Origin of the sequence: Bowmanella yangjiangensis (genome assembly GCF_018531185.1) — a bacterium.
Lineage (GTDB): Bacteria > Pseudomonadota > Gammaproteobacteria > Enterobacterales > Alteromonadaceae > Bowmanella > Bowmanella yangjiangensis.
On the sequence record NZ_JAHDJU010000001.1, the window covers coordinates 2,115,991 to 2,137,979 of the forward strand.

Here is a 21,989-nt window from a genome sequence, read left to right on the forward strand (position 1 = left end):
TGCTTATGTTTTGGGTTACGGCTCGCAAATATCTACGAACAGGGTTTTTGTGCCATTACTATCATACAGATGTTCAAACTGGGTGCTGCCATTGAAGGTAAAGCGACTATTCAGTGATCTAAATATGGCCGGTGCCAACAGTTTAATTTTAATATTTGGCACATCACGGCTAACGGACAGGATCATTTGGGATTTAACCGCAAAGTCAGTATTGTCGCTGCCACGGCCCCTGAGTAAGGTCTGATAGTTATCTGATGTAGCGTTATCACAAAAGCGCGCTTGGAAAATCACCTCTTGTAAAACCGCCACCTTCTTTACGCCTAAATTAACCACATTGTTGGAATCCAAGGTCACTGGAAAGTCTTGATAACCATTTACCAAGCTGAACCCGACCCGCACACCAGGCTCCCAATCGCCTTCAGAGGGGCGGTCAAAGGACAGACGATACTGACCAGACTTGTCGGTATAGGTTTGATAAAAACCGGTATAGCCCTGGCGAATTTTGATGTAATTGGTTGCCACACTTACCCCGCTAACCGGCTGATTCGCTTCGTCCAGCAAAATACCTGTTAGCTCCAACTGCTCAGGTAATGACTCAACGGCCCTTACAACAAAGGCCGTTTCGGTAGTTTTCAGCCCATCACTCACTGTCAGAAACACACGGTAACTACCGACATGTTTAGGACTGAAGTTAAAGTTTTCACCGTCAAGCTGACTCTCAATAATTTGCTGCGTCGCTTCCTCAAATACTCGCCAGTTGTAGCTGAGTGACTGCCCTTCGGGGTCGTAACTGATAGCTGCGTCAAAGCTCACCGGGTCACCAACCAAGACATTGCGCTCAATTTGCCCGGCCAGACGCGCAACAGGTGGCAAATTGTCATCCGCAACCAGTAAAATCGTAGCAGGGGCCGATTGCCCCTGACTGGTGGTAGCAATGACGTGGAGCAGATATTCCCCGACCAAATCGGTCTTAATGTTCAAGGTGCGCAGGCTTTCACCGTCCAATTGCGCATTGGCACCCTCGGGCTGTTTCAACAGATGCCAGGTAAAACGTACCGATTCATCTTCCACGTCGCTAAAAGCATGCAGGCTGGCCCATTGATTTACAGTGACAGAGGGCGCATTGGTCGAAATACGTACCGTTGGCAAACTGCTTTGGTGTAACTTGATCACTTTTATAAAGGCTGGTGAGTATTGTTTTTGGTCATAAACCCGCAGCTGCAGTTGGTATTCTCCGGCCATATTGGCATTAAATACCGGCGCATCGGCATTGGAGCTGTCCAGGTTCCATACACTCTCTGCCGGGCTACTTAACACACGCCATTCATATTCCAGATTATCCCCGTCAGGATCGCTGGCCTGGCTTATCAGCGCGATATTCTGGTTAGGTTTAAGGGCACCGCCGTCGTTACCAGGGGCAAGATCAAATGAAGCCACTGGTGCGCGATTCTCATTTGTTACTTTAATATCTACGCAATCCGTATCCTGATGTTTACCGTCATTGACGGTCAGGCACACTTGGTAGATTGCCAGGGCATCGGGCTCAAACACAAAACTGGGCAAATTAGCTGGATGAGGCTGAGCCTTTGCCCCTGTTACCTGCCACTGATAGCTTAGGCCGTCATTATCAGCATCAGTGCTCAGGCTTGTCAGGGTTAAACTGTCCCCCACCCAAAGCTGGGAAAAATTGCGGGTATCAATCTTTGCCTGCGGCGGCACATCCCCTGCTTTATGGATACTGATCCGCTGTTTAACCTCGCGTTTAATAATGTTGCCCAATTGCATCGACAACATAATGTCATAATCACCTACCGCATCGGCCAGAAATTGGCTCTGGATCTGCTGAGGCTCTTGTATACTGGCCAGACTACCCGCTGGTTTGGCAACCAGGGTCCAGTTGTATTTTGGGGTCACCTTGTCGCTGAGCATATGCGTGAAAACCGCCTCCAGCTCGACGACTTCGCCTACCTTCGCGGCTTTGGTAGTTTTGATGGACAAGCTGTGGCGCTGACTTTGGCTCACCTCCAGTAGCACTTTTTGACTATTGGTGGCGCCCTGGCTGTCTGTCACGGTCAGCGTGATATGGTATGAACCCGACTGCTGAGGATTAAACTCAAGCACTGCCTGGCTGGCGTCTGCCGGTGTCCAATCCTGACCACCTGCATCCTGAATTTTCCAGTGGTAGCGCAGAGAGGACTGTTCGGGATCCTGGCTAGCACTTGCATCAAAATGCGCCAATTCGCCCACTTCCACACGAGTATGACTAGTCACCACATTGGCCACCGGCGGCAGATTAGGACGTACCTCTATCGCTGGCGCGTCACCACCACTTCCACCACAACCAGAGAGTAAAACAAAAATGGAGGTGGCAAGCACCTTAAGCTGGGTATTCAATCGGACTTCCTTATTAGCTTCAATTTCACACTTCGCCTCTGAATAATCGGGCCGTGCGAATAAATTGACAGCGATATTGCTGTTAATAAGGAAACGAGTGAGTGTGGTTAAACAGCCAAACTTTTTTAAAAATGTTGATCAAAGGTGATAGCGACTTGCCGCGGTGCGCCGTAGGCCGCCCAGCCACGAACGAGATCCACACCATCAAAGTAGCCCTTATCCAGCACATTTTTAACACTCAGAGTCAATGCACTGTCTCCGTTGATCTGCCATTTGCAATAAGCATTGAGCCGCCAACTGGCAGGCTGAGTAACTTCGACCCTATTGCTGTCAATAAAGGTTCTGAGCAGATAATGTTGCCTGGACTCCCCTTCAATGGCTGCGCCCAGCGCCATATTCAGCCTTGTCCAGGGTAAGGCGTAGCCCAAATTGGCACGATACAAGGTATCAGGAAATTGTACGCTGATATTGTCCATCGGCTGCTGTGAATGTCGACGCGCGTAAGCCATATTGACTTGCATAGCCTGGCCTTGATAGCGAAATTCCGCTTCCCACCCATCTTGGTTGGCGTAAGTGAGGTCAGGGGCCAGGCCAAACTTCTGCGGCCGACTCTGATACGCACTCAAACTAAACTGCCCCTGACGCTGCCAAAAGTCAGCTTTTATCCCCAGTTCAGTCGAAATATGGCGGGTCGGCAACAAGCCAATATTTAACATGGACAGGTAACCACTGCGAAAATCCACGATATCGGTATAGCTAGCATAAAGTTGTATATCACCTATGGCCTGACTGATACCCAGATACAGGTTGTTGTATTGGCTTTTGTCTTTGTCTGTCTCACCAAAAAAAATGCTGCTGTCAGCTGCATATTGGCTGTGATTACGCCGCACAGACGCGGATATTTGGGTGGACTCGCTGAGCCTGATAAGACTGGCCAGTTTGATGCTGTCCACCTTAACGCGCAGGTCATTGATATAGCTCGCCAAGACGCTATCAGGAGCAGGCTGGTCACGGTTGAGAACCTTAAAGCTGCCAGGCTGCATCACAAGCTGTCCCTGATAATCCATTTCATTTAAATGCTGCAGACTGCGACTGTAGGTACTGCTGGCGGTCAGGCTGATATTCACAGGCAGCGAGTAAAGCTCCAGCTCGCCATCGACACTCAGCACTGTCTTGTCAGCTTTGTAATAAAGATCCTGCTGCATGGCCCAATAGGTAAGTGACAAGCTCTGACGGTCCGGAAAGCTATCAAACTCCTGAAACAACATAGCTGATTTTTGTCTTGCCTTACTCAGGCTTAACCTCGCCCGCCAGACTAGATTCAGTTGACGTTCCAGCAATAGATGGGAAAAGGCCAAGCGCTGTGCCCCGCCCGACCAGCTTGGCCAGAAATTAGTCGACAGTGGTCCATCGTAAGGGCTGAGATCAGCGTATAGCAAAGGCCTTATCTTGGACCGCTCCAGCTGCTTGTCATGTTGCTCAATATGATAAAAATCCAGCGTGGTGGCATCATTGAGCAGCCAAGTCAGCCGCCCATAGCCACCACTGCGTAAATTTCGCGAGTGCTCTGCAGCATCCTGCTGCTTTTGCTCTACCATCACCAGTCGCCCCGTCAGTCCGCTAGGCGCTAACAAGGCCCCGCCAAGGTCGGCGCTTAATCTGCGCGACAGTAACTCACCATACCCGGCAGATAGGTCTAAAAAAAGGCTGTCGCTGGCGGATTTTGGCAGTAAATTCACCGACGCAGAATTCACCCCGTTGTCCTGCTGGATGCCGTTGGTGCCACGGTTGATTTCAAAAAAATCAAAATACACCGCATCCAGCTCTGACACCGCAAAGTTGGACTCGGCGAAAGGTTGCCCATCCACCAAAAAAGGATTCAACAAGTTACCGCGAGCGCGGAACTCCCGGTTACCAGTGATGGCATTGGAGGTACTGTATATGCCTGGCGATGCGCGCAGCACCTCGCCCAGATCAGTTTGGTTAAAGGATTGAAATGCCCTGGGATCTACCAAAGATACCGTTTGTGGAGTCTGTTTAAGACTTTGCGTTATGCCTGAGGATTGGCTTGTGGCTTCCTGCCAGTCAGGTAACGGGGTAAAAAGGGCGGTGTGTATATCTGGCAGCGAAAAGGTCAAACGGATTTCGGTTGGAGCTCCTGGTTCGCCAGTTGAGCGCTTATCACTCTGAATTACAAAGTGCGCCTCCCCCACCTGTTGATAACGAAGACCGGCCTCTGTGACCACTCTTGCCAGCGCCTGTTCGGCGCTCAGCCGCAAGGTAAAACCGCTGCAGGATTTATCCGCAATCAAACGACTATCAGCTGAGATAAAAACGTTCGCCGTTTGCGCAATAGCTGTAAGGCACTGGCTAAGACCGCCTTTTTTCAACTCAAATGCATAATACGGCTCAGCCCTGACTTCGCCGGCCATAATAAACGCTAAGGCCGCGGGTAGCAGCCTAAGTATAAGTCCGGGCTTAGATGAATGAGGGCACAAAATAGATAGACTTGGTTTGCTGCATTATGCCAGGGCGATTTGAACCCACCATGGCCCCACTTTACTCACCTTCACTGGCAAGCTGCTCGCCAGCATTTCCAAAGCCTTATCACTATCAAAAGCCGGAAATACACCGTCGATGTTAAGCGCCTGCGCATCAGGTTCAACCCGGATAACCCCCTGTCTGTAGCGATTAAGCTCTGATGCAAAGGCCTGTAGCGACATGCCTTGTGCGATAAGTTTACCGTCTCGCCAACCGGGCAAATGCTTTACCGTGCCAAGATCTGAAAAACCGTTTTCTCCCAAGCTTATCTGCTGGCCAGCCTGCAAGGTTTTTGATGTAGTTCGCCCGTGGAAAACCGCCTGTCCCTGATAAACAGACAGCTCACACCCCCCGTGGTGTTGATACAGATTGAACTGGCAGTGACCGGACTCAACGGCCAACGGCTGATCCTGCCAATTTGTATTAACCTGTAAGGCGCCTTCACCACCGCGACCAGCATGTTCAACAAACACCTCCCCCTGTAACAGCACAATTTGATTGCGCCTATTGGCAAAATTGACGTCTACTGCAGAGTTGGTGTTTAGCCACAGCTGAATGTGTTCGGCTAACGGGAACTGGGCAGATTGTCCCACCGGCACGCTATAATCGGCGGCCATCTGATACCAGGTGGACTTAGCCAAGGGGGTTCTGGCGGTCAGGTAGGTCATAAATGATACGCCAAATAGCGCTACACACTTGAGCACTGCGCGTCTTGACACTAAAGGTTGCTGTAAAACGCTGTGCAAAGCCGGATTTTGCTGCTGATGCAGATTAAACTGCTCAAACGTGCTGTGCATATCCAGCACTTTCTGCCAGGAGGATTGATGTTCAGGGTCCGACAACCAGTCTTCAAACTGTAATCTGGTTTCGGCGTCTGGCTGCTGTTCGCGCAGTTCAACAAACCAGTACGCAGCGGCTTCCAAACTTTGCTTTGGCATGGACGATGTATTAGTCAAGATGATGTTCTTCCCTGAAACTGGTTAATCGCACTATGGCCTGAGCCAGATAATTTTTAACGCTGCCAATAGAAATCTTGTCCCGCTCAGCTACTTGCGGGTAAGTAAGCCCCTCAATCTGAACAGCAATAAAGGTACGTTTTATTTTTCGAGGTAAACGCGACAACAACTGATCCACTTTCACTATCACGTCAATGACAACTTGCTGCTCAGCCACATCAGGGATGTGCTCAAGTGCCAACAGCGCTAAGCTTTCCATGTAGGCCTGTTCAATTTGACGGCGGCGCCATAAATCAATGCAAAGGGAGTGGGCGATGCGGCTTAAGTAGTGGCGACCACCCATCACGTTATCGAAGCTAAGGGGCTTTCGCAGCAAACGTTCAAATGCATCTTGCGCCAGATCGGCCGCGTCTTCAGGGCAACGAAGTTTGCGAACCAGTAGATTTTTCATCCAACCGTGGTGAGCACGATAAAGTTGCTGAATGTCTGGACGATTCAATTTCCTTTTCTCCGGCCTTCCTGCTTTCAGAGACTTTCACTATTTGATTTGCGCCGTATTATGCGCTGGTTCAGCAAATGAAGACAAGGCGTCAAAGCACCAGTTAACGAGAGATATGTAAGCAAATAAAAAAAACGGGAAGCATCCGGCTTCCCGTTTTCCTGAAAGAACTCAAGCTTAATAGTTAAATATTAAGCCAATGCGCCTTTGGCAGCATTTACCAGTGCGCTGAAAGCTGCTTTGTCATGTACAGCGATGTCAGCCAGGATCTTACGATCGATTTCGACAGACGCTTTCTTCAGACCGTTGATGAAACGGCTGTATGACAAACCATTCTGACGGGCCGCAGCGTTGATACGTGCAATCCACAGTTGACGGAATTGACGCTTACGCTGACGACGGTCACGGTACGCGTACTGGCCGGCTTTGGTAACCGCCTGTACGGCAACGCGATACACCCGTGAACGGGCTCCGTAGTAACCTTTGGCTTGCTTCAGTACCTTTTTATGACGGGCACGTGCAATAACACCACGTTTTACTCTTGCCATGTTTCAGTCTCCTTAAAGCTTAAGCGTACGGCAACATGCGTTGGATCAACGCAGTATCCGAGTCATGGGCCAGTTTCTTGCCACGCAGGTGGCGCTTACGCTTAGAGCTCTTCTTGGTCAGGATGTGACGCAAGTGAGACTGCTTGCTTTTAAAGCGACCGGAAGCAGATTTTTTAAAACGCTTCGCGGCACCGCTGTTGCTTTTCATTTTAGGCATTGCTAAAACTCCGCATTGTTTAAGTTACAACCAAGTAGTAAGGCGACTTTGACGCGCAGTCATCAAAGCACTTGATGAGCCTTACTTACCGTTTAGTGGGGGCCATCACCATGATCATCTGTCTGCCTTCCACCCTGTTAGGGAAAGACTCGCAGTTGGCAAGGTCCTCTAAATCGCCTTTGATACGATTCAGAAGTTCAATACCAATCTCTTGGTGAGCCATTTCACGTCCGCGGAAACGAACCGTGACTTTGGCTTTATCACCCCCTTCAAGAAAGCGACGCAGGTTGCGCAGTTTGACCTGGTAATCGCCTTCATCAGTGCCAGGGCGGAATTTAACCTCCTTGACCTGAATTTGCTTCTGCTTTTTCTTCTGCTCTTTCTGAGCTTTACTCTTTTCGAAGATGAATTTGCCGTAGTCCATAATTTTACAGACCGGCGGTTCGGCATTCGGGCTAATTTCCACCAGATCCAGCTCGACTTCTGCGGCTAGTTCCAGTGCCTGGGCCAGGGAGACTATACCTGCCTGCTCACCATCCTTGCCAATCAAACGAACGTCTTTTGCTCTTATTTCTTCGTTAATACGGGCTTTTGCCGAATCTTGGCCCTTCGTGTTAGCACCTTTAATATGCTCTTCCTCCGAAATTATTCGATAATCTTGCTAGTGACCTGTTGTTGGGCCTTATTAATAAACTCCTCAAGGGAGAATTTGCCCAGGTCTTCGCCTTTTCGAGTCCTTACTGCTACTTCGCCGGCTTCCATTTCTTTGTCACCGACCACCAGCATATAAGGAACACGCCTTAGAGTGTGCTCGCGGATTTTAAAGCCAATCTTCTCGTTTCTCAAGTCAGACTTTGCTCTAAAGCCAACTTCTTGTAACCTTTTTGCCACATCGGCGGCATATTCTGCCTGATTATCGGTAATATTCATCACCACCATTTGCATGGGAGCAAGCCAAAGTGGGAAATAACCGGCGTATTCTTCGGTCAAAATGCCGATGAAGCGCTCTAGCGAGCCTAATACCGCGCGGTGAATCATTACCGGCACTTTACGCTCGCCATCTTCGGCCACATAAGTACTGCCCAAACGGCCTGGCATAGAAAAATCCAACTGAACTGTACCGCACTGCCAGGCACGATCTAAGCAATCGTGCAGAGTAAACTCAATTTTCGGACCATAGAACGCGCCTTCGCCGGGCAGATACTGGAACTCAATACCTTTGCTCTCCAGAGCCTCAGCCAAGGCTTTCTCTGCCTTATCCCAAGCCTCCTCAGACCCCACTCGTTTTTCAGGGCGAGTGGACAGCTTGACTACGATCTTTTCAAAACCAAAGGTTTTGTAAGTTTCGTAAATCATATCAATACAGCCGCCTACTTCACTCAGTACCTGCTCTTCTGTACAGAAGATATGTGCATCGTCCTGAGTAAAGCCGCGCACGCGCATCAGGCCATGCAAAGCACCCGAGGGCTCATTACGGTGACAGCAGCCGAATTCCGCCATACGTAGCGGCAGGTCGCGGTAAGACTTTAACCCCTGATTAAAGATCTGTACGTGACCAGGACAGTTCATGGGCTTAATCGCGTAAATACGTTTTTCCGACTCGGTAATAAACATATTTTCCGCGTATTTGTCCCAGTGACCGGATTTTTCCCACAGCGTACGGTCCATCATCAATGGCCCTTTTACTTCGCCATAGCTGTAGGTGCGTAATTTTTCGCGCACAAACTTTTCCAGCTCAGTGTAGATAGTCCAGCCATCGTTGTGCCAGAACACCATACCCGGTGCTTCTTCCTGCCAATGGAACAAATCCAGTGCCTTACCAATTTTACGGTGGTCGCGCTTTTCGGCTTCTTCCAAACGCTGTAAATAAGCTTTGAGCTGTTTTTTATCCGCCCAGGCCGTGCCGTAAATACGTTGCAACATCTTGTTGTCGCTGTTTCCGCGCCAATAGGCACCGGCCACTTTCATAATTTTAAAGTGCTGGCAAAAACGCATGTTAGGCACGTGCGGGCCACGGCACATATCCACGTACTCTTCATGGTGATACAGGCCAGGACGATCATCACGGCTAATGTTCTCATCCAGGATTTCAATCTTGTATGACTCACCGCGCGCAGCAAAAGCATCGCGCGCTTCCTGCCAGCTCACCACCTTTTTCACTACGTCGTAGCTGGTGTTCGCCAGTTCCTGCATACGCTTTTCCAATTTATCCAGGTCGTCCTGGCTCAGCGCATGCTCCATATCCACGTCGTAGTAAAAGCCGTTATCGATAACCGGGCCGATAGCCATCTTCGTGTTCGGCCACAGCTGTTTAATCGCATGTCCCAACAAGTGCGCACAAGAATGGCGCAGAATTTCCAGGCCTTCATCATCCTTGGCAGTGATAATCTGCAGGGTCGCGTCGGTATTCATAAGCTCACAAGCATCAACCAAGCGGCCATCAATACGACCGGCAATGGTGGCTTTGGCAAGACCAGGACCGATGTCATTGGCGACATCCATCACGGACACAGGATTATCAAATTGGCGTTGGCTACCATCGGGAAGTGTAATTACAGGCATGAAAATTCCTTAACAGTGGTGACGCAAACCAAGCGCCACTTGTTGGTCAAAAAAACAAAAAAACACCCTCGATGGGTGCTGTCTATTCAGGCTTCAGGTCTGCTACCATCAGACCAGTGGCAACTATATCTATTTCATACCCCGGATGCAATTTTCAATCCCTTTGTTGGTCTGTTTGTTTTTTCTCAGTGTGCCGTTGCGCGCCGATTGCGAATTTTCGGATAGCAGTTGGCAACAAGTAAAGTCAAAACAACAGGTTGAGTTGTACCGCCGTAAAACTGACTCGGCGGTGGATGATGTAATGGCGAAGACGACAATCAGCAGTGATTTAAGTGCATTTATTCTGCTATTACGGGACACCGAGCAAGGCCCAAACTGGATAGCCAACGCCAGACAAATCACCTTGCTGGAACGCCCACAATCAAATCAGGACTTGGTGCATAGCGTTTTTAATGCCCCTTGGCCAGTACATGACCGGGATTTGGTAACCCTATCCCACTATGAGCAAGACCCAGATACCCTTGCGCTGACCCTTACCGTAGAAGACGCTTCCGATGCACTGCCAGAAATCCCGGGCATAGTCAGGCTGCAAGGGGTATGGGCTCGGTGGACGCTGACGCCCTTGCCCGCAGGTCAACTGGTGATCTGTTATCAAGGAAGTGCTGATGCAGCGGGCAATGTCCCCCATTGGCTGGCCAATCGCATGCTACTGGAAGGTACCTTTAAGACCTTTGTGGCGTTACGCAAAATACTTGTCACTCCCGACTACCAAAATAAGCCATTGAGAGATATCCGCGAGCCCTTAGAAAAAATCCCAAACGACACTTAACAATTCTTCGGGCTGTTCCATACTAAGGAAAGTGTCAGACAACCGGTTATCCGAGCATGTGGCATTTTATCAGTGAACAGATTAGCGAAAGATTGGGTCAGGATTTTGTCTGTGATGATATACGCCAAATTCATCAGCAATTTCATACCCGCAGTTTTCGTGTAACAGACGGTCGTCAGCGTTACTTTATCAAGGTGGCAGACGCAATCGCCCTGCCCCGACTGGAATGCGAAGCACAAGGCTTGGACCGTCTGCGCATTGAGGAAAGCATCAAGCTGCCTAACGTGATTTGCTCAGGTCGGGTATCACAATACAGTTTTCTGGTACTTGAATATCTCAACATGTCAGAGGGTTCGGTTGATTTGTGGTTTCAGTTTGGCCAGGGTCTGGCCAAGTTGCACCGCGCCAATATGCAAGAGCAGTATGGCTGGGATGAAGACAACTATATAGGCGCAACTACCCAGCCCAATACCTGGCAAAAAAAGTGGTGTCAGTTTTTCGCCGAACAACGAATTGGCTATCTGCTACAGTTGCTTTCTGAAAAAGACGTTCTTAAGGTGCCCATTGATAAAGTGGTGACCTCCATTAAGCAGTTACTTGCTGGCCACTGCCCTCCTGCTTCACCACTGCATGGCGATCTCTGGCAGGGCAATACTGGTTTTTGGAAAACACAACCGGTGATGTTCGACCCGGCTTTTTATTTTGGTGACAGAGAGACAGATATCGCTATGACGGAATTATTCGGGCGGTTTCCTGAGCCTTTTTATCAGGGCTACCAAGAAATCTGGCCACTGAGTCCCGACTATCAGTACCGCAAGCCCGTTTATCAGCTGTATCACCTGCTCAATCATGCTCTGTTGTTTGGTGGGCAGTACATCCAAACGGCAAAACTGCACTTGCAACATCTGGACAGCTAGGCTGGAGCTAAACTAAAGACACCGGCATACTGATACTTCTATTACAGTCCGGAATTCTGATGGAGAAGGTAGTTTTTATCAGCGGCAGCGCAAGACGCCTGGGAGCGGCCATTGCTCGAGCATTACATCTGCGTGGCTATAACGTGGTACTCCACTGTTTTGGCTCTTACCCCGAGGCCACAGCGCTTTATCAAGCATTAAACCTCGCTCGCCCAAACAGTGCAGAGTTGGTGCAAGGTGACCTGACTGAGATCACCGAACTGGAGGGATTAGCCTGCAACATTCTCGCTAAGTTTGGCCGCTTGGATGCCGTTATCAATAATGCCTCTAGCTTTTTCCCCACACCGGTGGGCGACATCAGCCTTCAAGCTTGGCAAGCCCTGATTGGCAGCAATATGCAAGCGCCACTGTTCTTAAGTCAATATCTGGCCGATGAGCTGAAACGGCGCAAAGGCACTATTATCAATATGGTAGATATTCATGCTTTGCGACCACTCGCCGGTTATAGCCTGTATTGTATGGCCAAAGCCGGATTAGTCAGTATGACAGAATCCCTGGCCCTCGAACTGGCACCGGAAGTAAGAGTCAATGCCATTGCCCCTGGCGCCATTCTGTGGCCCGAGGAAATAGAAGAACAACAAAAGCAGCAGATCCTTAGCCAGATACCGCTGGGGCGCCTGGGTTTAGAGCAAGACATTACGCATGCTATTGAGTTTTTACTTGATGCCGGCTATATCACCGGACAAATTCTCAAAGTGGACGGTGGACGAAGTTTGAGGTAACGAAGTGCAATCGGAGGTAGTATGAAAATTAAAACAGTGAACATTCAATGTCCCCATTGCGGGCATTTAATGCATCTAACCTTGGATTACAGTCAGGGTGATCAGGATTACTTTGAAGATTGCAGCAACTGCTGCAATCCCATTCATATTAGAATGCAGTTGGATGAAGCTAATCAGACGCTGTCGTATAACATTGATGCAGACGACGAACAATATTACTGAATTTTCATGAGACTGGGATGTTTGCGTCTGCTCGGGTTGTTTGTCGGTTTGTTTTTACTTATGGCCTGTCAACCTTTGTTGCAACAGGAGCTGGATGAATACGCCAGTCGTCTCGGCAACATAATCCAGCAACGCCCACCTACTTTCGAATCGCCTCCGCCACTTAGTTTACCTGCCAAACAGTCTTATCAGGCAGCTGAAGCAAGCATCAAGCTAAGTGAATTCTATGCCCTGCGACATTGCCGTTTATACAGTTTAGTGGCAGAGCGAAACACCGCACTTGGCAAACTACAGGGATTATCACAACGTTATATTTATGAACAGAAGCTGCTAAGCGCTATACAAGAGTGTCTGATGAACACCAGTGACCCAGACTTGATAACCCGGCTTAGCAAATGGCAAGCGGCTAAATATCAAGGGGTTATCCCTTTATGGTCGGCCTTGCTGGATGACAATGAGCTTCGCAGCAGCCTGGCAGGAACCCGGCAGCAACAGATGCCGGAAACCGCTTTACTGGATAGTAGCCGCGCAGCACTAGACTACCTGATAAGCATTGCGCCGCAATCCAACAGCATTCAAAGTGAACAGCTAGAGCAATACTTGCAGGTTCTGCATCAGGGCCAATTACCAGCCAGGTGGTTTCAGACTCGACGCATACTGACTGCTTACCTGCAAACGCTGACCCCCTGGCTGGAGTCACAACCTATCAGCTGCCGCCCACCTGAAACCAGTGAATACCTGCGTAATGTATTTGCCCTGTTTTTCATTGAAAAAATTCAACCTATTGCCGGTCAGCTTGCCCACTATCAATATGAATTGGCCCCCCGTCTACACCAGTTATATGCCCATGGCCCAAAGTCAATGCAAGACTGGCTGGCCGAACGAGACGCTGAACAGCAGGCCTTCGCGTTGGCATTACAGTCCCATGTAAATTGGTGGCAAGCGCTGTTCAAGCAATGTAAGTTAAGTTTACCGTCTCACCGCCATACCCCTTAAAATTACTCTGCTACTCAGCCAATACGTTGGTTTCTTTCACTTTTTCACAATCACTCCTAGTATTGTACTGTTCCCGTCATGGCATGACGGCAACAACAATAACAACAAGCCATAGATCATGTTTATCGGGGAGATTGCCATGAGGTGTTTGAGGTTTCGTACATCCTATCCTTTCGTCATCCTGACGACTTTGCTGCTCAGTGCTTGTGACAAGCAGCCATCAGCTCCTGCAACCTCCCCCTCACCTTCGGTCACTGTGTATGCCATTGAAGTACAGGATGTAGGTAACTATCGCGAGTTTGTCGCGCGTACTGAAGCCTATCAGGAGGTTGACCTTTTAGCCCGGGTTGCAGGAGAACTGATCGAACGCAACTTCGATGAAGGCAGTTTTGTTGAACAAGATCGCTTGTTGTTGCGCATTGATCCAGCCGAGTACCAGTCTGGCGTCGCTCAGGCAGAGGCAGACCTGAACAGTAAAGTTGCCGCAGCGGAAGGTGCAGAGCGCGATTTGAAACGCGGTAAGGATGTCGCAAAGCAGGGTTACATATCCCAATCGGATCTGGACAAGCTAACCACCTTGGCCTCCCAAGCAAGAGCCGGTGTAGAAGCTGCCAAGGCCACCTTAGATAAAGCCAAACTCAACCTAAGTTACACCGAAATTCGTGCACCATTTTCCGGCCTGGTCGGTAAGGTAACCTACAGCACAGGTAATGTGGTTGGGCCGCAAAGTGGCCCACTTGCCACTCTCACCGCTATTGACCCTATTTACGTTAGCTTTCAAGTCGAAGAAGCGGATTATATCAGCTACCGCCAGCGTAACAGTCAAACCCAGCAAAGTCCGGCGCAAGCGCCTTTCGAACTAAAACTGCGACTGCCGAATAATACCGAGTATGGCCAAACCGGCACCCTGGATTTTGCCGATACTAAAATTGACCAAAGTACGGGTACTGTTGAATTAAGGGCGTTCTTTGCCAACCCGGAACAGATTGTGATGCCTGGTTTGTTTGTCACCCTGATGGTGGAAAGTAAAGACAAAAGCCAGTTAGCAATGGTGCCTCAGGCTGCGGTACAAGAAAGCCAGCAAGGCAAGTTTGTATTAGTGGTTAATAGTAATCAGGAAGTCAGCCGTCGCTCGGTCAGTCTCGGCCGCCGTATCCACGCCATGTGGGCGGTGGAATCGGGCCTAAATGCCGGCGACCAAGTGATCATTGAAGGGCTGCAAAAAGTCAGGCCCGGCATCTTAGTGCAAAGTGTGGTGAAACACGTCGACCCCGTCACGGGTGTTGTCAGCGATAAACCATGAGGCTGGCCTATGATCAGTAAAACCTTTATCCACCGGCCCAAGTTTGCGCTGGTTATATCCATTGTTATTACTTTGGCCGGTTTAATTGCCCTAACCCAATTGCCGGTCAACATGTACCCGCAAATCACCCCTCCCCAAGTGCAAATCAGCGCAGTCTATCCCGGTGCATCAGCACAGATTGTTGAAGAGTCCGTCATAAGGCCGATTGAGGAAAAGGTCAATGGGGTGGAAAACATGATGTATATGGAATCCACTGCGTCCAACAACGGTACAGCCAATATCACCGTTTACTTTAAGGTTGGGACGGATACCGATATTGCTCAGGTGAATGTGCAAAACCGGGTGGCGCTGGCCGAAGCAGGTTTACCTGAGGAAGTAAAACGCCAAGGGGTGTCAGTTAAAAAGCAATCCAGCAATATGTTGATGGGCGTGACCTTGTATTCAGACAACAAAGACTTGGATGCGATCTTTCTTTCCAATTACGCCACCAACTATTTAACCGAGCCCTTGGGCCGTTTAAAAGGTGTAGCGGCTGCAACCGTGATGGGCGAAAAAACCTATTCCATGCGGATCTGGCTAAACCCAGACAAGATGACAACATTAGGTATTACCGTTAGCGACATTCGCCAGGCGTTGGGTGAACAAAACACCATAGTCGCCGCCGGTAAGCTAGGGGCTGCTCCCGCCCCCACCGGACAGCAATTTGAATACGCTATTCAGGCCAGAGGCAGATTGCAAAGCCCGGAAGAGTTTGGCCAGACGATTATCAGAGCAAACCCGAATGGTAATTTTGTGCGTCTGCGTGATATTGCCAGAATTGAGCTGGGCTCTAAAGACTATGCCATTGAAGCCAAACTTAACCAGCAAGACACTGCATTTCTGGTGATATATCAGCTGTCAGAAGCCAATGCGACTGAAGTCGCTGCACTGGTTAAGGCAAAAATGACCGAACTCAGCAAAGCTTTTCCTGAAGGTTTGCACTACTCCATACCATTTGACAGTACAGCCTTTATTGAACGCTCTATTGACGAAGTGGTAGCCACTTTATTTGAAGCTGTGGCTCTGGTTATTCTGGTCGTGTTCCTGTTCCTGCAAAACTGGCGGGCCACCATTATTCCCTCTATTGCCATTCCCGTCTCGCTAATTGGTACATTCGCCTGCATGCTGGCACTGGGCTACAGCATTAACACCATTACCTTGTTTGGCTTGGTACTGGCTATCGGCATCGTGGTCGATGATGCCATTATCGTAATTGAAAATGTTGAGCGTATTTTAAAAGAAGAACAGTTGCCGGTGAAAGACGCCGTAACTAAAGCCATGCAGCAGGTCACAGGGCCAATAATTGCGACCACCCTGGTGTTGCTGGCTGTATTTGTGCCAGTGGGTTTTATGCCAGGTATCACTGGCGAGCTGTATAAACAGTTTTCTGTCACTATTTCCTGCGCAGTGCTGATTTCCTCTATCAATGCCCTGACCCTCAGCCCAGCGTTGTGCACCCTATTACTAAATAAGGACATGCATCCAGTACGCTGGCTGGCATTTTTTGAACGCGGCATTTTATTTAGCACCCACCATTACCAAGGGATGGTACAACAGATCCTAAGACGGACTGGACGTATGGGTCTGTTTGCCTTGCTATTGTTCGGTGCGACATTGTGGCTGGTAAAGACAGTTCCTACGGCCTTTGTTCCTAGTGAGGACCAGGGTTTTGTGTTCGTTGACGTTCAACTACCCGATGCCGCAGCGAGCAAACGCACCCTGGATGTGATGGGTAAAATTGATGGCATTGTACGTAAGGATCCTGCCGTTACGGATTTTATAGCCGTGTCTGGTATCTCTTTGCTTGGTGGCGCTGCCTCTAACAATGGGCTGGGGATTGTAGTGCTGAAGGATTGGGAAGAACGTAAAGATTCGTCCCTTGGGCTACAGCAGTTGATCCCAAGGTTGATGGGGCAACTTTGGAGCCTGCCAGATGCACAGATTATGATGTTTAATCCACCGCCGATTCCCGGCCTGGGGGCCAGTTCGGGCTTTGAATTTCGCCTGCAGGATAGTGAAGGACGCGACCCGGTTGCTCTGGCACAAGTCATGAACGGACTGATTTATGAAGCAAACCAACGCCCTGAACTGACCAGAGTATTCAGTACCTATAGAGCGAATGTACCGCAATATTTGCTAGAGATAGACCGTAATAAAGCCAAGGCACAAGGCGTTGCATTGAATGATATTTTCCTGACCCTGCAAGCCCAACTAGGCTCCTTATATATCAATGACTTCAACCAATTTGGCCGCACTTACAAAGTCATGATACAAGCCGATGCTGCCTATCGTACACAGGCCGCTGATTTGCAACACTATTATGTGCGTAATGCCCAGGGGGATATGGTACCACTAACCACACTGGCATCATTACAGCCGATACTGGGGCCAACCAGTATTCAACATTTCAATCTATACCGCAGTGCCAGTATCAGTGGCCAGGCCAATACTGGTTATTCCAGTGGTCAAGCCATTGCGACTATGCAAGAGCTGGCAGAAACATTGCCTACCGGATACACCTACGAATGGGCTGGGCAATCCAAACAAGAACTCGAAGCTGGCAATATGGCCCCCGTTTTATTTGGCCTGGCGGTGTTATTTGTCTATTTGTTTTTAGTCGCCCAATACGAAAGCTGGAGCATTCCCTTTTCGGTAATTGCCGCCGTTCCGTTAGCTATACTCGGCGCTATGCTGGGACTCTTTACAGTAGGTCTTGCCAACAATATTTATGCACAAGTGGGGCTGATATTACTGATTGGTTTGTCTACCAAGACCGCGATTTTGATTGTGGAATTTGCCATGGAGCAACGAGCTCAGGGACAGAGTATTTATGACGCAGCATTGAACGCAGCGAGACTTAGATTTAGAGCGGTTCTCATGACAGCCCTATCCTTCATACTCGGCGTTTTGCCTTTAGTATTTGCCAGCGGCGCCGGTGCTGCCAGCCGTGTGTCGCTAGGTCTGACGGTCTTATGCGGTATGATTGCTGCGACCTTACTCGGCACCTTGCTGGTTCCATTGTTTTATCAGTTGGTACAGCAACTAAGAGAGCGTATCAAAGGGCAGAACAGTTAGGTTACGCATAACCAATATTGCTCGACGAGTTTAACCTAACGGTCGAGCAGCCATGCCAAGGCGTCGCTTTCTTCTTCAAAGTAACGGGCTTCGCCACCAATAAACCAACTGCCTAAACGAGTTAGCAGTGCCTGTATACGGTTGTGCCCAACCACAGCGATTCGGTTAAAGGCATTACCGTGTTTATAACCCAACTGAAAGTCGTCCCAGGCCGCCCTCAATTCCCAGCCCTCGAAGTCCCTGGCATCTACCAAAGCATTTATCTTAGGCTTAGTTAAACCGGCTACGGCTTGCTCTAACATAGGGGTTAAAAGTTGGTAGTCGTCATGAGTCAGTTTTCCCCAAACCCGCAGCGTCATAAATACGTTTTCATCGTGCCTTTCAAGCCCTATGGCCATACCATGTCTGCTCATTCATGTTCCTTATCAAGCTAGGTACTTAAGAATAATAGGCGGCACAGAAAGCCGCGAATTTATAAGGGCAATGCCATCACCTTTATGCCAATGTCTTGAAGATCCGTTTGAAAAGACAATTCACCCAGACATTTGAAGCGCTCACGAGTGTAAAAACGTTCACCCTGTATATTAGATTTCAGCACATCCAACCATACAAACGGCTCTTCTCTTCTACGAGCCTCCTCAACAACTTCGCTAAGCATGGCTTTGCCATAACCTCTACCTGTTGTTCCGGATAGGAAATAAATCTTCTGTAGCTCAGCACCAGCTAGCTGGCGAATAGGATCCAGCCTTCGCCAGTTTACACCTTGGCAAAGCCCTGCACTATGCCCTGCTCTTCCAGTAGCCACCATGTGTGGCAGGGTGAAGACAGACTCTGTGCAACGGTATCCTCAGCGAATTGCTCGGCTAAGTAGCGCTCAAGAGCAGACGGCGACCAAATATCAGCAAAGTGCTGTCGGTAGCTCTTTCTGCCAATAGCTTGTACCTGAGTAAGATCTTCAATACTGGCCTGCCGAATTTGCATCTTTCTTCCTTATTATTACCCCAACAGCTAGACGTAATTAAAAAGTCCCCTAAGGCCACTAAAATCTTCAAATCACGACTAAATAGCGTAATAAACCCATTTAGAACAAGTCAAACAAGGTCAGCTTTACCAATCAGGGAAATAAAGTTAATTAATAGAATGGTGCACATGCTGCGCTGAACACCGCCAGAGAAACCTTTAAAGGAAACACCTGAGATTTAGTGCTATGCGTTATGGGGAAACTAGGGACTACTGTACCTTTGTGCTTACGCCACGCAGCCAATAACGGCTGCACCAAACGCACAAAGAAAAAGGCCCCGTTCTTTCGAACGGGGCCTTTTTCTTATATATGGCGGAGAGCGAGGGATTCGAACCCCCGGAAGGTTTAACCCTTCGCCTGATTTCAAGTCAGGTGCATTCAACCGAGCTCTGCCAGCTCTCCAAGTGGCGTGCATACTAATGAGCTTTTGATGCCTTGTAAAGGGTATTTTTCCTTTAAATTACTGAATGATGACAGTTTGACCACTTTGCTCTAATAAACAGCAATCCGGCGCAATCCAACCTCGTCACATCCGGAATTTCTTGAAAATGGAACTAAAGCCCATAAAAATAGCCAAAGAAATCAGCTAGTGTTTAACTGGTTTAACTTCGGAGTGATAAATGGATCAGAGAACCCTTTATAGCAGTTCGTCACAAGCCTCGGTGTTGGAGACAAACAAAGTACTGCGCAACACTTATACGTTGCTAGCCATGACAATGGTGTTCAGTGCTGTGTGTGCAGGCTTAACCATGGCCATGGGCATTTCCCCGTTGGCAGCCCTAGGCATGAACATAGGCGCGTTGGTGCTGTTGTTTGTGGTTAACAAAAAAGCCGACAGCGCATCCGGTATTTTCTGGGTGTTCGCTTTTACCGGATTACTGGGTGGCTCATTGGGCTTCACCCTGAATTACTATGCCGGTATGCAAAACGGCCCTCAATTGATCATGCAGGCATTTGGTGCCACTGCCCTGGTCTTCTTCGGTTTGTCGGCTTATGCCCTGACCACCAAGAAAGACTTCTCTTTTATGGGTGGCTTCCTGATGATTGGTATGATTGTGGCGCTGGTTGCCGCTATCGCTAACATTTTCCTGCAAATTCCTGCCATGAGCCTGGCCATTAGTGCCGGTATCGTTTTGATTATGTCTGGTTTCATTCTGTTTGATACCAGCCGTATCATAAACGGTGGCGAGACCAACTATATTCGTGCAACAGTCGGCTTGTACCTAAGTATCTACAACCTGTTCACTTCCATCCTGCATCTGCTGGGTGCGTTTAACAGCGACGACTGATACACTAACGCCCTGCCAAGCAGGGCGTTTTTTTTTATCTATGGCGACATTTTCCATTCTAGTTACTTCTGCTCCATTCGACACTCAGGGTAGTCACAGTGCCTTGCAGTTTGTGCAAGCCGCATTGGCACAAGGACATGAGATTCAAGGCGTCTTCTTCTATCAGGCTGGGATACACAATGCGAATGCCTGGGCACAGGCACCAGCAGACGAACTCCAGCTACCAGATGCCTGGCGAGCTTTACAGGCGCAAGGCGTGGCGCTGCATGTGTGCAACACGGCGGCGGCCAGACGTGGCCTGCTCTCAGAGCCTGAAAGTACTGAGCGTGGATTGCCTGCCCACAATCTTCAAGCACCTATGCAGGCCAGTGGATTGGGCCAGTTTATAGAAATGCTGAATGTGGACCGGGTGGTACAGTTCTGATGCAAAGCAAACGAATCGCCATAGTTAACCGCACTGCCCCACATGGCACAAGCCATGGCCAGGAAGCATTGGACATGGCCATGGTGGCAGGCACCTTTGGGCAGGAGGTTGGGCTGTTTTTTATCGATGACGGGGTTTTCCAGCTCGTTAAAGACCAGCATCCTGAGGCGGCTTTGCGCAAAAACTACAGCAAAACCTTTGCTGCGCTGGAGTTCTACGATATCGATACCTTGCTGGTATGCCAACAAAGTCTGCTCGCCAGAGGATTAACCGAAGCCGATTTATGTGTACCGGTCGACGTGCTGTCACCTGATACCCTGCAAAGCACATTAGCGCACTTTGACCATATAGTGAGTTTTTAATGATCCTGCATTTGCTGCGTAGCAGCCCTTTTTCAGATCACAGCCTGAGCCAGTGTTTAAGCCGTATCGCCAAACAAGATGGCATTGTGTTGATACAAGACGCGGTTTACGCCCTGCAAGGCCATCAGCAAGCCTGGTACAGCCTTTTGATGCAATGCGAACAGCTTTATGTGCTGCAAGACGACCTTTATGCTCGAGGCATCAAGGCTGCTGATGCCATTTGCACTATCGATTATCCGCAACTGGTCGCGCTGACCCTGAAGTTTGACAAGGTAATGAGCTGGTAATGGAACAAACAATTGAATTTAACGGCCGTAGTATTGCAGTGGACAAAGCAGGATACTTATTAAACAGCCAGGATTGGGATGAAGCATTAGCTTTGCATCTAGCCGATCGTGAAGGTATTGATATGACGGATGCCCACTGGGAGGTGGTGCGTTTTGTGCGGCATTTTTATCAGGAATTTAATACCAGCCCAGCCATCCGCGCCCTGGTAAAAGCCATGGAAAAAGCTTATGGCCCGGAAAAAGGCAATAGCCGTTATCTGCAGCGATTGTTCCCGGAAGGCCCCGCCAAACAGGCAACCAAACTAGCGGGTTTACCCAAACCGGCGAAATGTTTGTAGAAATACCACAATTTTAAGTAACCGCGGCTAAAACCGGCCCGCTTAAAGTCGGAATTACCCTAGTAACCCATTGTAAACCGTTATAAAGGTTAACCAGAACAAATAGGTAACCATACCAACCGTGATAATCAGGGTTAGGTAATAGAGCACCTTCATCAGCAGGCGCACATCCCGCGTGGCTTTCATAGGCAAACAGATTCTGCATATCTGTTGTGAGTAAAGCACAAAATCCCGCCAATGAAAGTTTTAAGCCTTTTTCGTAGTAAAAATCCACCTGCATAGCAGGTGGCTTTGCTTAAGGGCACCCTAGAAGGGTGCCTTTCTACTCAAGAAAGTGCTAAGTGCTGTTGACGCTCCTCTTCCTCTTTGGCTTGTTTATCCTGATACT

24 protein-coding genes and 1 tRNA gene are annotated in these 21,989 nt (G+C 49.1%); 12 read left to right on the forward strand and 13 right to left on the reverse strand.

All coding sequences use genetic code 11. The features are described from left to right. Positions 1–15: 15 nt before the first annotated feature. From KJY73_RS09385 to thrS, 8 genes are all read right to left on the reverse strand, one after another. Positions 16–2,394 carry a PKD domain-containing protein gene (locus tag KJY73_RS09385; protein ID WP_214343108.1) on the reverse strand — a complete coding sequence of 793 codons (2,379 nt, stop codon included), beginning with the start codon at positions 2,392–2,394 and terminating at the stop codon, positions 16–18. Positions 2,395–2,519: 125 nt separating this feature from the next. Further along, on the reverse strand, positions 2,520–4,826 hold the full coding sequence (locus tag KJY73_RS09390) for a TonB-dependent siderophore receptor (RefSeq protein WP_214343110.1): 2,307 nt from the start codon (positions 4,824–4,826) through the stop codon (positions 2,520–2,522). Between the two features lie 90 nt (positions 4,827–4,916). After that, entirely contained in the window at positions 4,917–5,873 is a 957-nt protein-coding gene (locus tag KJY73_RS09395) for a FecR family protein (protein WP_214343112.1), read from the reverse strand. 10 nt (positions 5,874–5,883) lie between these two features. Continuing rightward, on the reverse strand, positions 5,884–6,390 hold the full coding sequence (locus KJY73_RS09400) for a sigma-70 family RNA polymerase sigma factor (RefSeq protein WP_214343114.1): 507 nt from the start codon (positions 6,388–6,390) through the stop codon (positions 5,884–5,886). Positions 6,391–6,581: 191 nt separating this feature from the next. Further along, positions 6,582–6,938, reverse strand: coding sequence for a 50S ribosomal protein L20 (gene rplT, locus KJY73_RS09405; protein WP_102795354.1), 357 nt, complete (start codon positions 6,936–6,938; stop codon positions 6,582–6,584). A gap of 19 nt (positions 6,939–6,957) precedes the next feature. Next, on the reverse strand, positions 6,958–7,155 hold the full coding sequence (gene rpmI, locus KJY73_RS09410) for a 50S ribosomal protein L35 (protein WP_102795353.1): 198 nt from the start codon (positions 7,153–7,155) through the stop codon (positions 6,958–6,960). Positions 7,156–7,240: 85 nt separating this feature from the next. Continuing rightward, on the reverse strand, positions 7,241–7,801 hold the full coding sequence (infC, locus tag KJY73_RS09415; RefSeq protein ID WP_408611363.1) for a translation initiation factor IF-3: 561 nt from the start codon (positions 7,799–7,801) through the stop codon (positions 7,241–7,243). After that, entirely contained in the window at positions 7,801–9,717 is a 1,917-nt protein-coding gene (gene thrS / locus KJY73_RS09420) for a threonine--tRNA ligase (RefSeq protein ID WP_214343116.1), read from the reverse strand. The genes infC and thrS overlap by 1 nt, the downstream gene beginning before the upstream one ends. 145 nt (positions 9,718–9,862) lie before the next feature. Between thrS and KJY73_RS09425 the strand changes: the two genes are divergently transcribed. The 7 genes from KJY73_RS09425 (at position 9,863) to KJY73_RS09455 (ending at position 17,880) form a co-directional block, all read left to right on the forward strand. Further along, complete coding sequence (locus KJY73_RS09425) at positions 9,863–10,546, forward strand: START domain-containing protein (RefSeq protein ID WP_214343118.1); 684 nt, start codon at positions 9,863–9,865, stop codon at positions 10,544–10,546. A 56-nt stretch (positions 10,547–10,602) separates the two neighbouring features. Further along, a complete protein-coding gene (locus KJY73_RS09430; protein WP_214343120.1) occupies positions 10,603–11,463 on the forward strand; it encodes a fructosamine kinase family protein in 861 nt (286 codons plus the stop codon). A gap of 56 nt (positions 11,464–11,519) precedes the next feature. Next, positions 11,520–12,245, forward strand: coding sequence for a pteridine reductase (locus tag KJY73_RS09435; protein WP_214343344.1), 726 nt, complete (start codon positions 11,520–11,522; stop codon positions 12,243–12,245). Positions 12,246–12,266: 21 nt separating this feature from the next. Further along, positions 12,267–12,467, forward strand: a complete 201-nt coding sequence (locus KJY73_RS09440) for a CPXCG motif-containing cysteine-rich protein (RefSeq protein WP_214343122.1) — start codon at positions 12,267–12,269, stop codon at positions 12,465–12,467. A gap of 6 nt (positions 12,468–12,473) precedes the next feature. After that, positions 12,474–13,463 (forward strand): DUF3080 family protein, encoded by a 990-nt coding sequence (locus KJY73_RS09445; protein ID WP_214343124.1) that lies wholly within the window; start codon positions 12,474–12,476, stop codon positions 13,461–13,463. 139 nt (positions 13,464–13,602) lie between these two features. Further along, complete coding sequence (locus KJY73_RS09450; RefSeq protein WP_232848440.1) at positions 13,603–14,766, forward strand: efflux RND transporter periplasmic adaptor subunit; 1,164 nt, start codon at positions 13,603–13,605, stop codon at positions 14,764–14,766. A 9-nt stretch (positions 14,767–14,775) separates the two neighbouring features. Beyond that, positions 14,776–17,880 (forward strand): efflux RND transporter permease subunit, encoded by a 3,105-nt coding sequence (locus KJY73_RS09455; protein ID WP_214343128.1) that lies wholly within the window; start codon positions 14,776–14,778, stop codon positions 17,878–17,880. Positions 17,881–17,915: 35 nt separating this feature from the next. Here the strand turns inward: KJY73_RS09455 and KJY73_RS09460 are convergent, their stop codons facing one another. The 4 genes from KJY73_RS09460 to KJY73_RS09475 form a co-directional block, all read right to left on the reverse strand. Further along, a complete protein-coding gene (locus KJY73_RS09460; protein ID WP_206594428.1) occupies positions 17,916–18,293 on the reverse strand; it encodes a SpoIIAA family protein in 378 nt (125 codons plus the stop codon). A 59-nt stretch (positions 18,294–18,352) separates the two neighbouring features. Then, positions 18,353–18,688: a GNAT family N-acetyltransferase gene (locus KJY73_RS09465; RefSeq protein WP_232848441.1), complete on the reverse strand. Its 336-nt coding sequence runs from the start codon at positions 18,686–18,688 to the stop codon at positions 18,353–18,355. Further along, complete coding sequence (locus KJY73_RS09470) at positions 18,637–18,861, reverse strand: GNAT family N-acetyltransferase (protein ID WP_214343132.1); 225 nt, start codon at positions 18,859–18,861, stop codon at positions 18,637–18,639. The genes KJY73_RS09465 and KJY73_RS09470 overlap by 52 nt, the downstream gene beginning before the upstream one ends. Before the next feature lie 350 nt (positions 18,862–19,211). Then, a tRNA-Ser gene (locus KJY73_RS09475) sits at positions 19,212–19,303 on the reverse strand. A gap of 218 nt (positions 19,304–19,521) precedes the next feature. On the opposite strand from KJY73_RS09475, the gene KJY73_RS09480 reads away from it, so the two are divergent. The 5 genes from KJY73_RS09480 to KJY73_RS09500 are packed head-to-tail and all read left to right on the forward strand — an operon-like array spanning position 19,522 to position 21,601. Beyond that, on the forward strand, positions 19,522–20,190 hold the full coding sequence (locus KJY73_RS09480) for a Bax inhibitor-1/YccA family protein (protein WP_214343134.1): 669 nt from the start codon (positions 19,522–19,524) through the stop codon (positions 20,188–20,190). Between the two features lie 40 nt (positions 20,191–20,230). Further along, the gene (gene tusD / locus KJY73_RS09485) at positions 20,231–20,614 is read left to right on the forward strand and encodes a sulfurtransferase complex subunit TusD (RefSeq protein WP_214343135.1); all 384 of its coding nucleotides are present in this window, start codon (positions 20,231–20,233) and stop codon (positions 20,612–20,614) included. Next, positions 20,614–20,976: a sulfurtransferase complex subunit TusC gene (gene tusC, locus KJY73_RS09490; protein ID WP_214343136.1), complete on the forward strand. Its 363-nt coding sequence runs from the start codon at positions 20,614–20,616 to the stop codon at positions 20,974–20,976. Before tusD ends, tusC begins: the two co-directional genes overlap by 1 nt. Further along, positions 20,976–21,263, forward strand: a complete 288-nt coding sequence (gene tusB / locus KJY73_RS09495; RefSeq protein WP_206594432.1) for a sulfurtransferase complex subunit TusB — start codon at positions 20,976–20,978, stop codon at positions 21,261–21,263. The genes tusC and tusB overlap by 1 nt, the downstream gene beginning before the upstream one ends. Continuing rightward, complete coding sequence (locus KJY73_RS09500; protein ID WP_214343137.1) at positions 21,263–21,601, forward strand: TusE/DsrC/DsvC family sulfur relay protein; 339 nt, start codon at positions 21,263–21,265, stop codon at positions 21,599–21,601. Before tusB ends, KJY73_RS09500 begins: the two co-directional genes overlap by 1 nt. A gap of 13 nt (positions 21,602–21,614) precedes the next feature. On the opposite strand, the gene KJY73_RS09505 is transcribed toward KJY73_RS09500, so the two are convergent. After that, a complete protein-coding gene (locus KJY73_RS09505; RefSeq protein WP_214343138.1) occupies positions 21,615–21,881 on the reverse strand; it encodes a hypothetical protein in 267 nt (88 codons plus the stop codon). Positions 21,882–21,989 lie beyond the last annotated feature (108 nt).

What these genes read in the sequence shown, in the direction of transcription:
- KJY73_RS09390 (WP_214343110.1), bottom strand. Translation starts at nt 4,826, where the DNA reads ATGGCCGGCGAAGTCAGGGCTGAGCCGTATTATGCATTTGAGTTGAAA.
- KJY73_RS09395 (WP_214343112.1), bottom strand. Translation starts at nt 5,873, where the DNA reads ATGCCAAAGCAAAGTTTGGAAGCCGCTGCGTACTGGTTTGTTGAACTG.
- rplT (WP_102795354.1), bottom strand. Translation starts at nt 6,938, where the DNA reads ATGGCAAGAGTAAAACGTGGTGTTATTGCACGTGCCCGTCATAAAAAG.
- rpmI (WP_102795353.1), bottom strand. Translation starts at nt 7,155, where the DNA reads ATGCCTAAAATGAAAAGCAACAGCGGTGCCGCGAAGCGTTTTAAAAAA.
- thrS (WP_214343116.1), bottom strand. Translation starts at nt 9,717, where the DNA reads ATGCCTGTAATTACACTTCCCGATGGTAGCCAACGCCAATTTGATAAT.
- KJY73_RS09425 (WP_214343118.1), top strand. Translation starts at nt 9,863, where the DNA reads ATGCAATTTTCAATCCCTTTGTTGGTCTGTTTGTTTTTTCTCAGTGTG.
- KJY73_RS09430 (WP_214343120.1), top strand. Translation starts at nt 10,603, where the DNA reads ATGTGGCATTTTATCAGTGAACAGATTAGCGAAAGATTGGGTCAGGAT.
- KJY73_RS09440 (WP_214343122.1), top strand. Translation starts at nt 12,267, where the DNA reads ATGAAAATTAAAACAGTGAACATTCAATGTCCCCATTGCGGGCATTTA.
- KJY73_RS09445 (WP_214343124.1), top strand. Translation starts at nt 12,474, where the DNA reads ATGAGACTGGGATGTTTGCGTCTGCTCGGGTTGTTTGTCGGTTTGTTT.
- KJY73_RS09450 (WP_232848440.1), top strand. Translation starts at nt 13,603, where the DNA reads ATGAGGTGTTTGAGGTTTCGTACATCCTATCCTTTCGTCATCCTGACG.
- KJY73_RS09455 (WP_214343128.1), top strand. Translation starts at nt 14,776, where the DNA reads ATGATCAGTAAAACCTTTATCCACCGGCCCAAGTTTGCGCTGGTTATA.
- KJY73_RS09460 (WP_206594428.1), bottom strand. Translation starts at nt 18,293, where the DNA reads ATGAGCAGACATGGTATGGCCATAGGGCTTGAAAGGCACGATGAAAAC.
- KJY73_RS09465 (WP_232848441.1), bottom strand. Translation starts at nt 18,688, where the DNA reads ATGGTGGCTACTGGAAGAGCAGGGCATAGTGCAGGGCTTTGCCAAGGT.
- KJY73_RS09470 (WP_214343132.1), bottom strand. Translation starts at nt 18,861, where the DNA reads ATGCAAATTCGGCAGGCCAGTATTGAAGATCTTACTCAGGTACAAGCT.
- KJY73_RS09480 (WP_214343134.1), top strand. Translation starts at nt 19,522, where the DNA reads ATGGATCAGAGAACCCTTTATAGCAGTTCGTCACAAGCCTCGGTGTTG.
- tusD (WP_214343135.1), top strand. Translation starts at nt 20,231, where the DNA reads ATGGCGACATTTTCCATTCTAGTTACTTCTGCTCCATTCGACACTCAG.
- tusC (WP_214343136.1), top strand. Translation starts at nt 20,614, where the DNA reads ATGCAAAGCAAACGAATCGCCATAGTTAACCGCACTGCCCCACATGGC.
- tusB (WP_206594432.1), top strand. Translation starts at nt 20,976, where the DNA reads ATGATCCTGCATTTGCTGCGTAGCAGCCCTTTTTCAGATCACAGCCTG.
- KJY73_RS09500 (WP_214343137.1), top strand. Translation starts at nt 21,263, where the DNA reads ATGGAACAAACAATTGAATTTAACGGCCGTAGTATTGCAGTGGACAAA.
- KJY73_RS09505 (WP_214343138.1), bottom strand. Translation starts at nt 21,881, where the DNA reads ATGCAGGTGGATTTTTACTACGAAAAAGGCTTAAAACTTTCATTGGCG.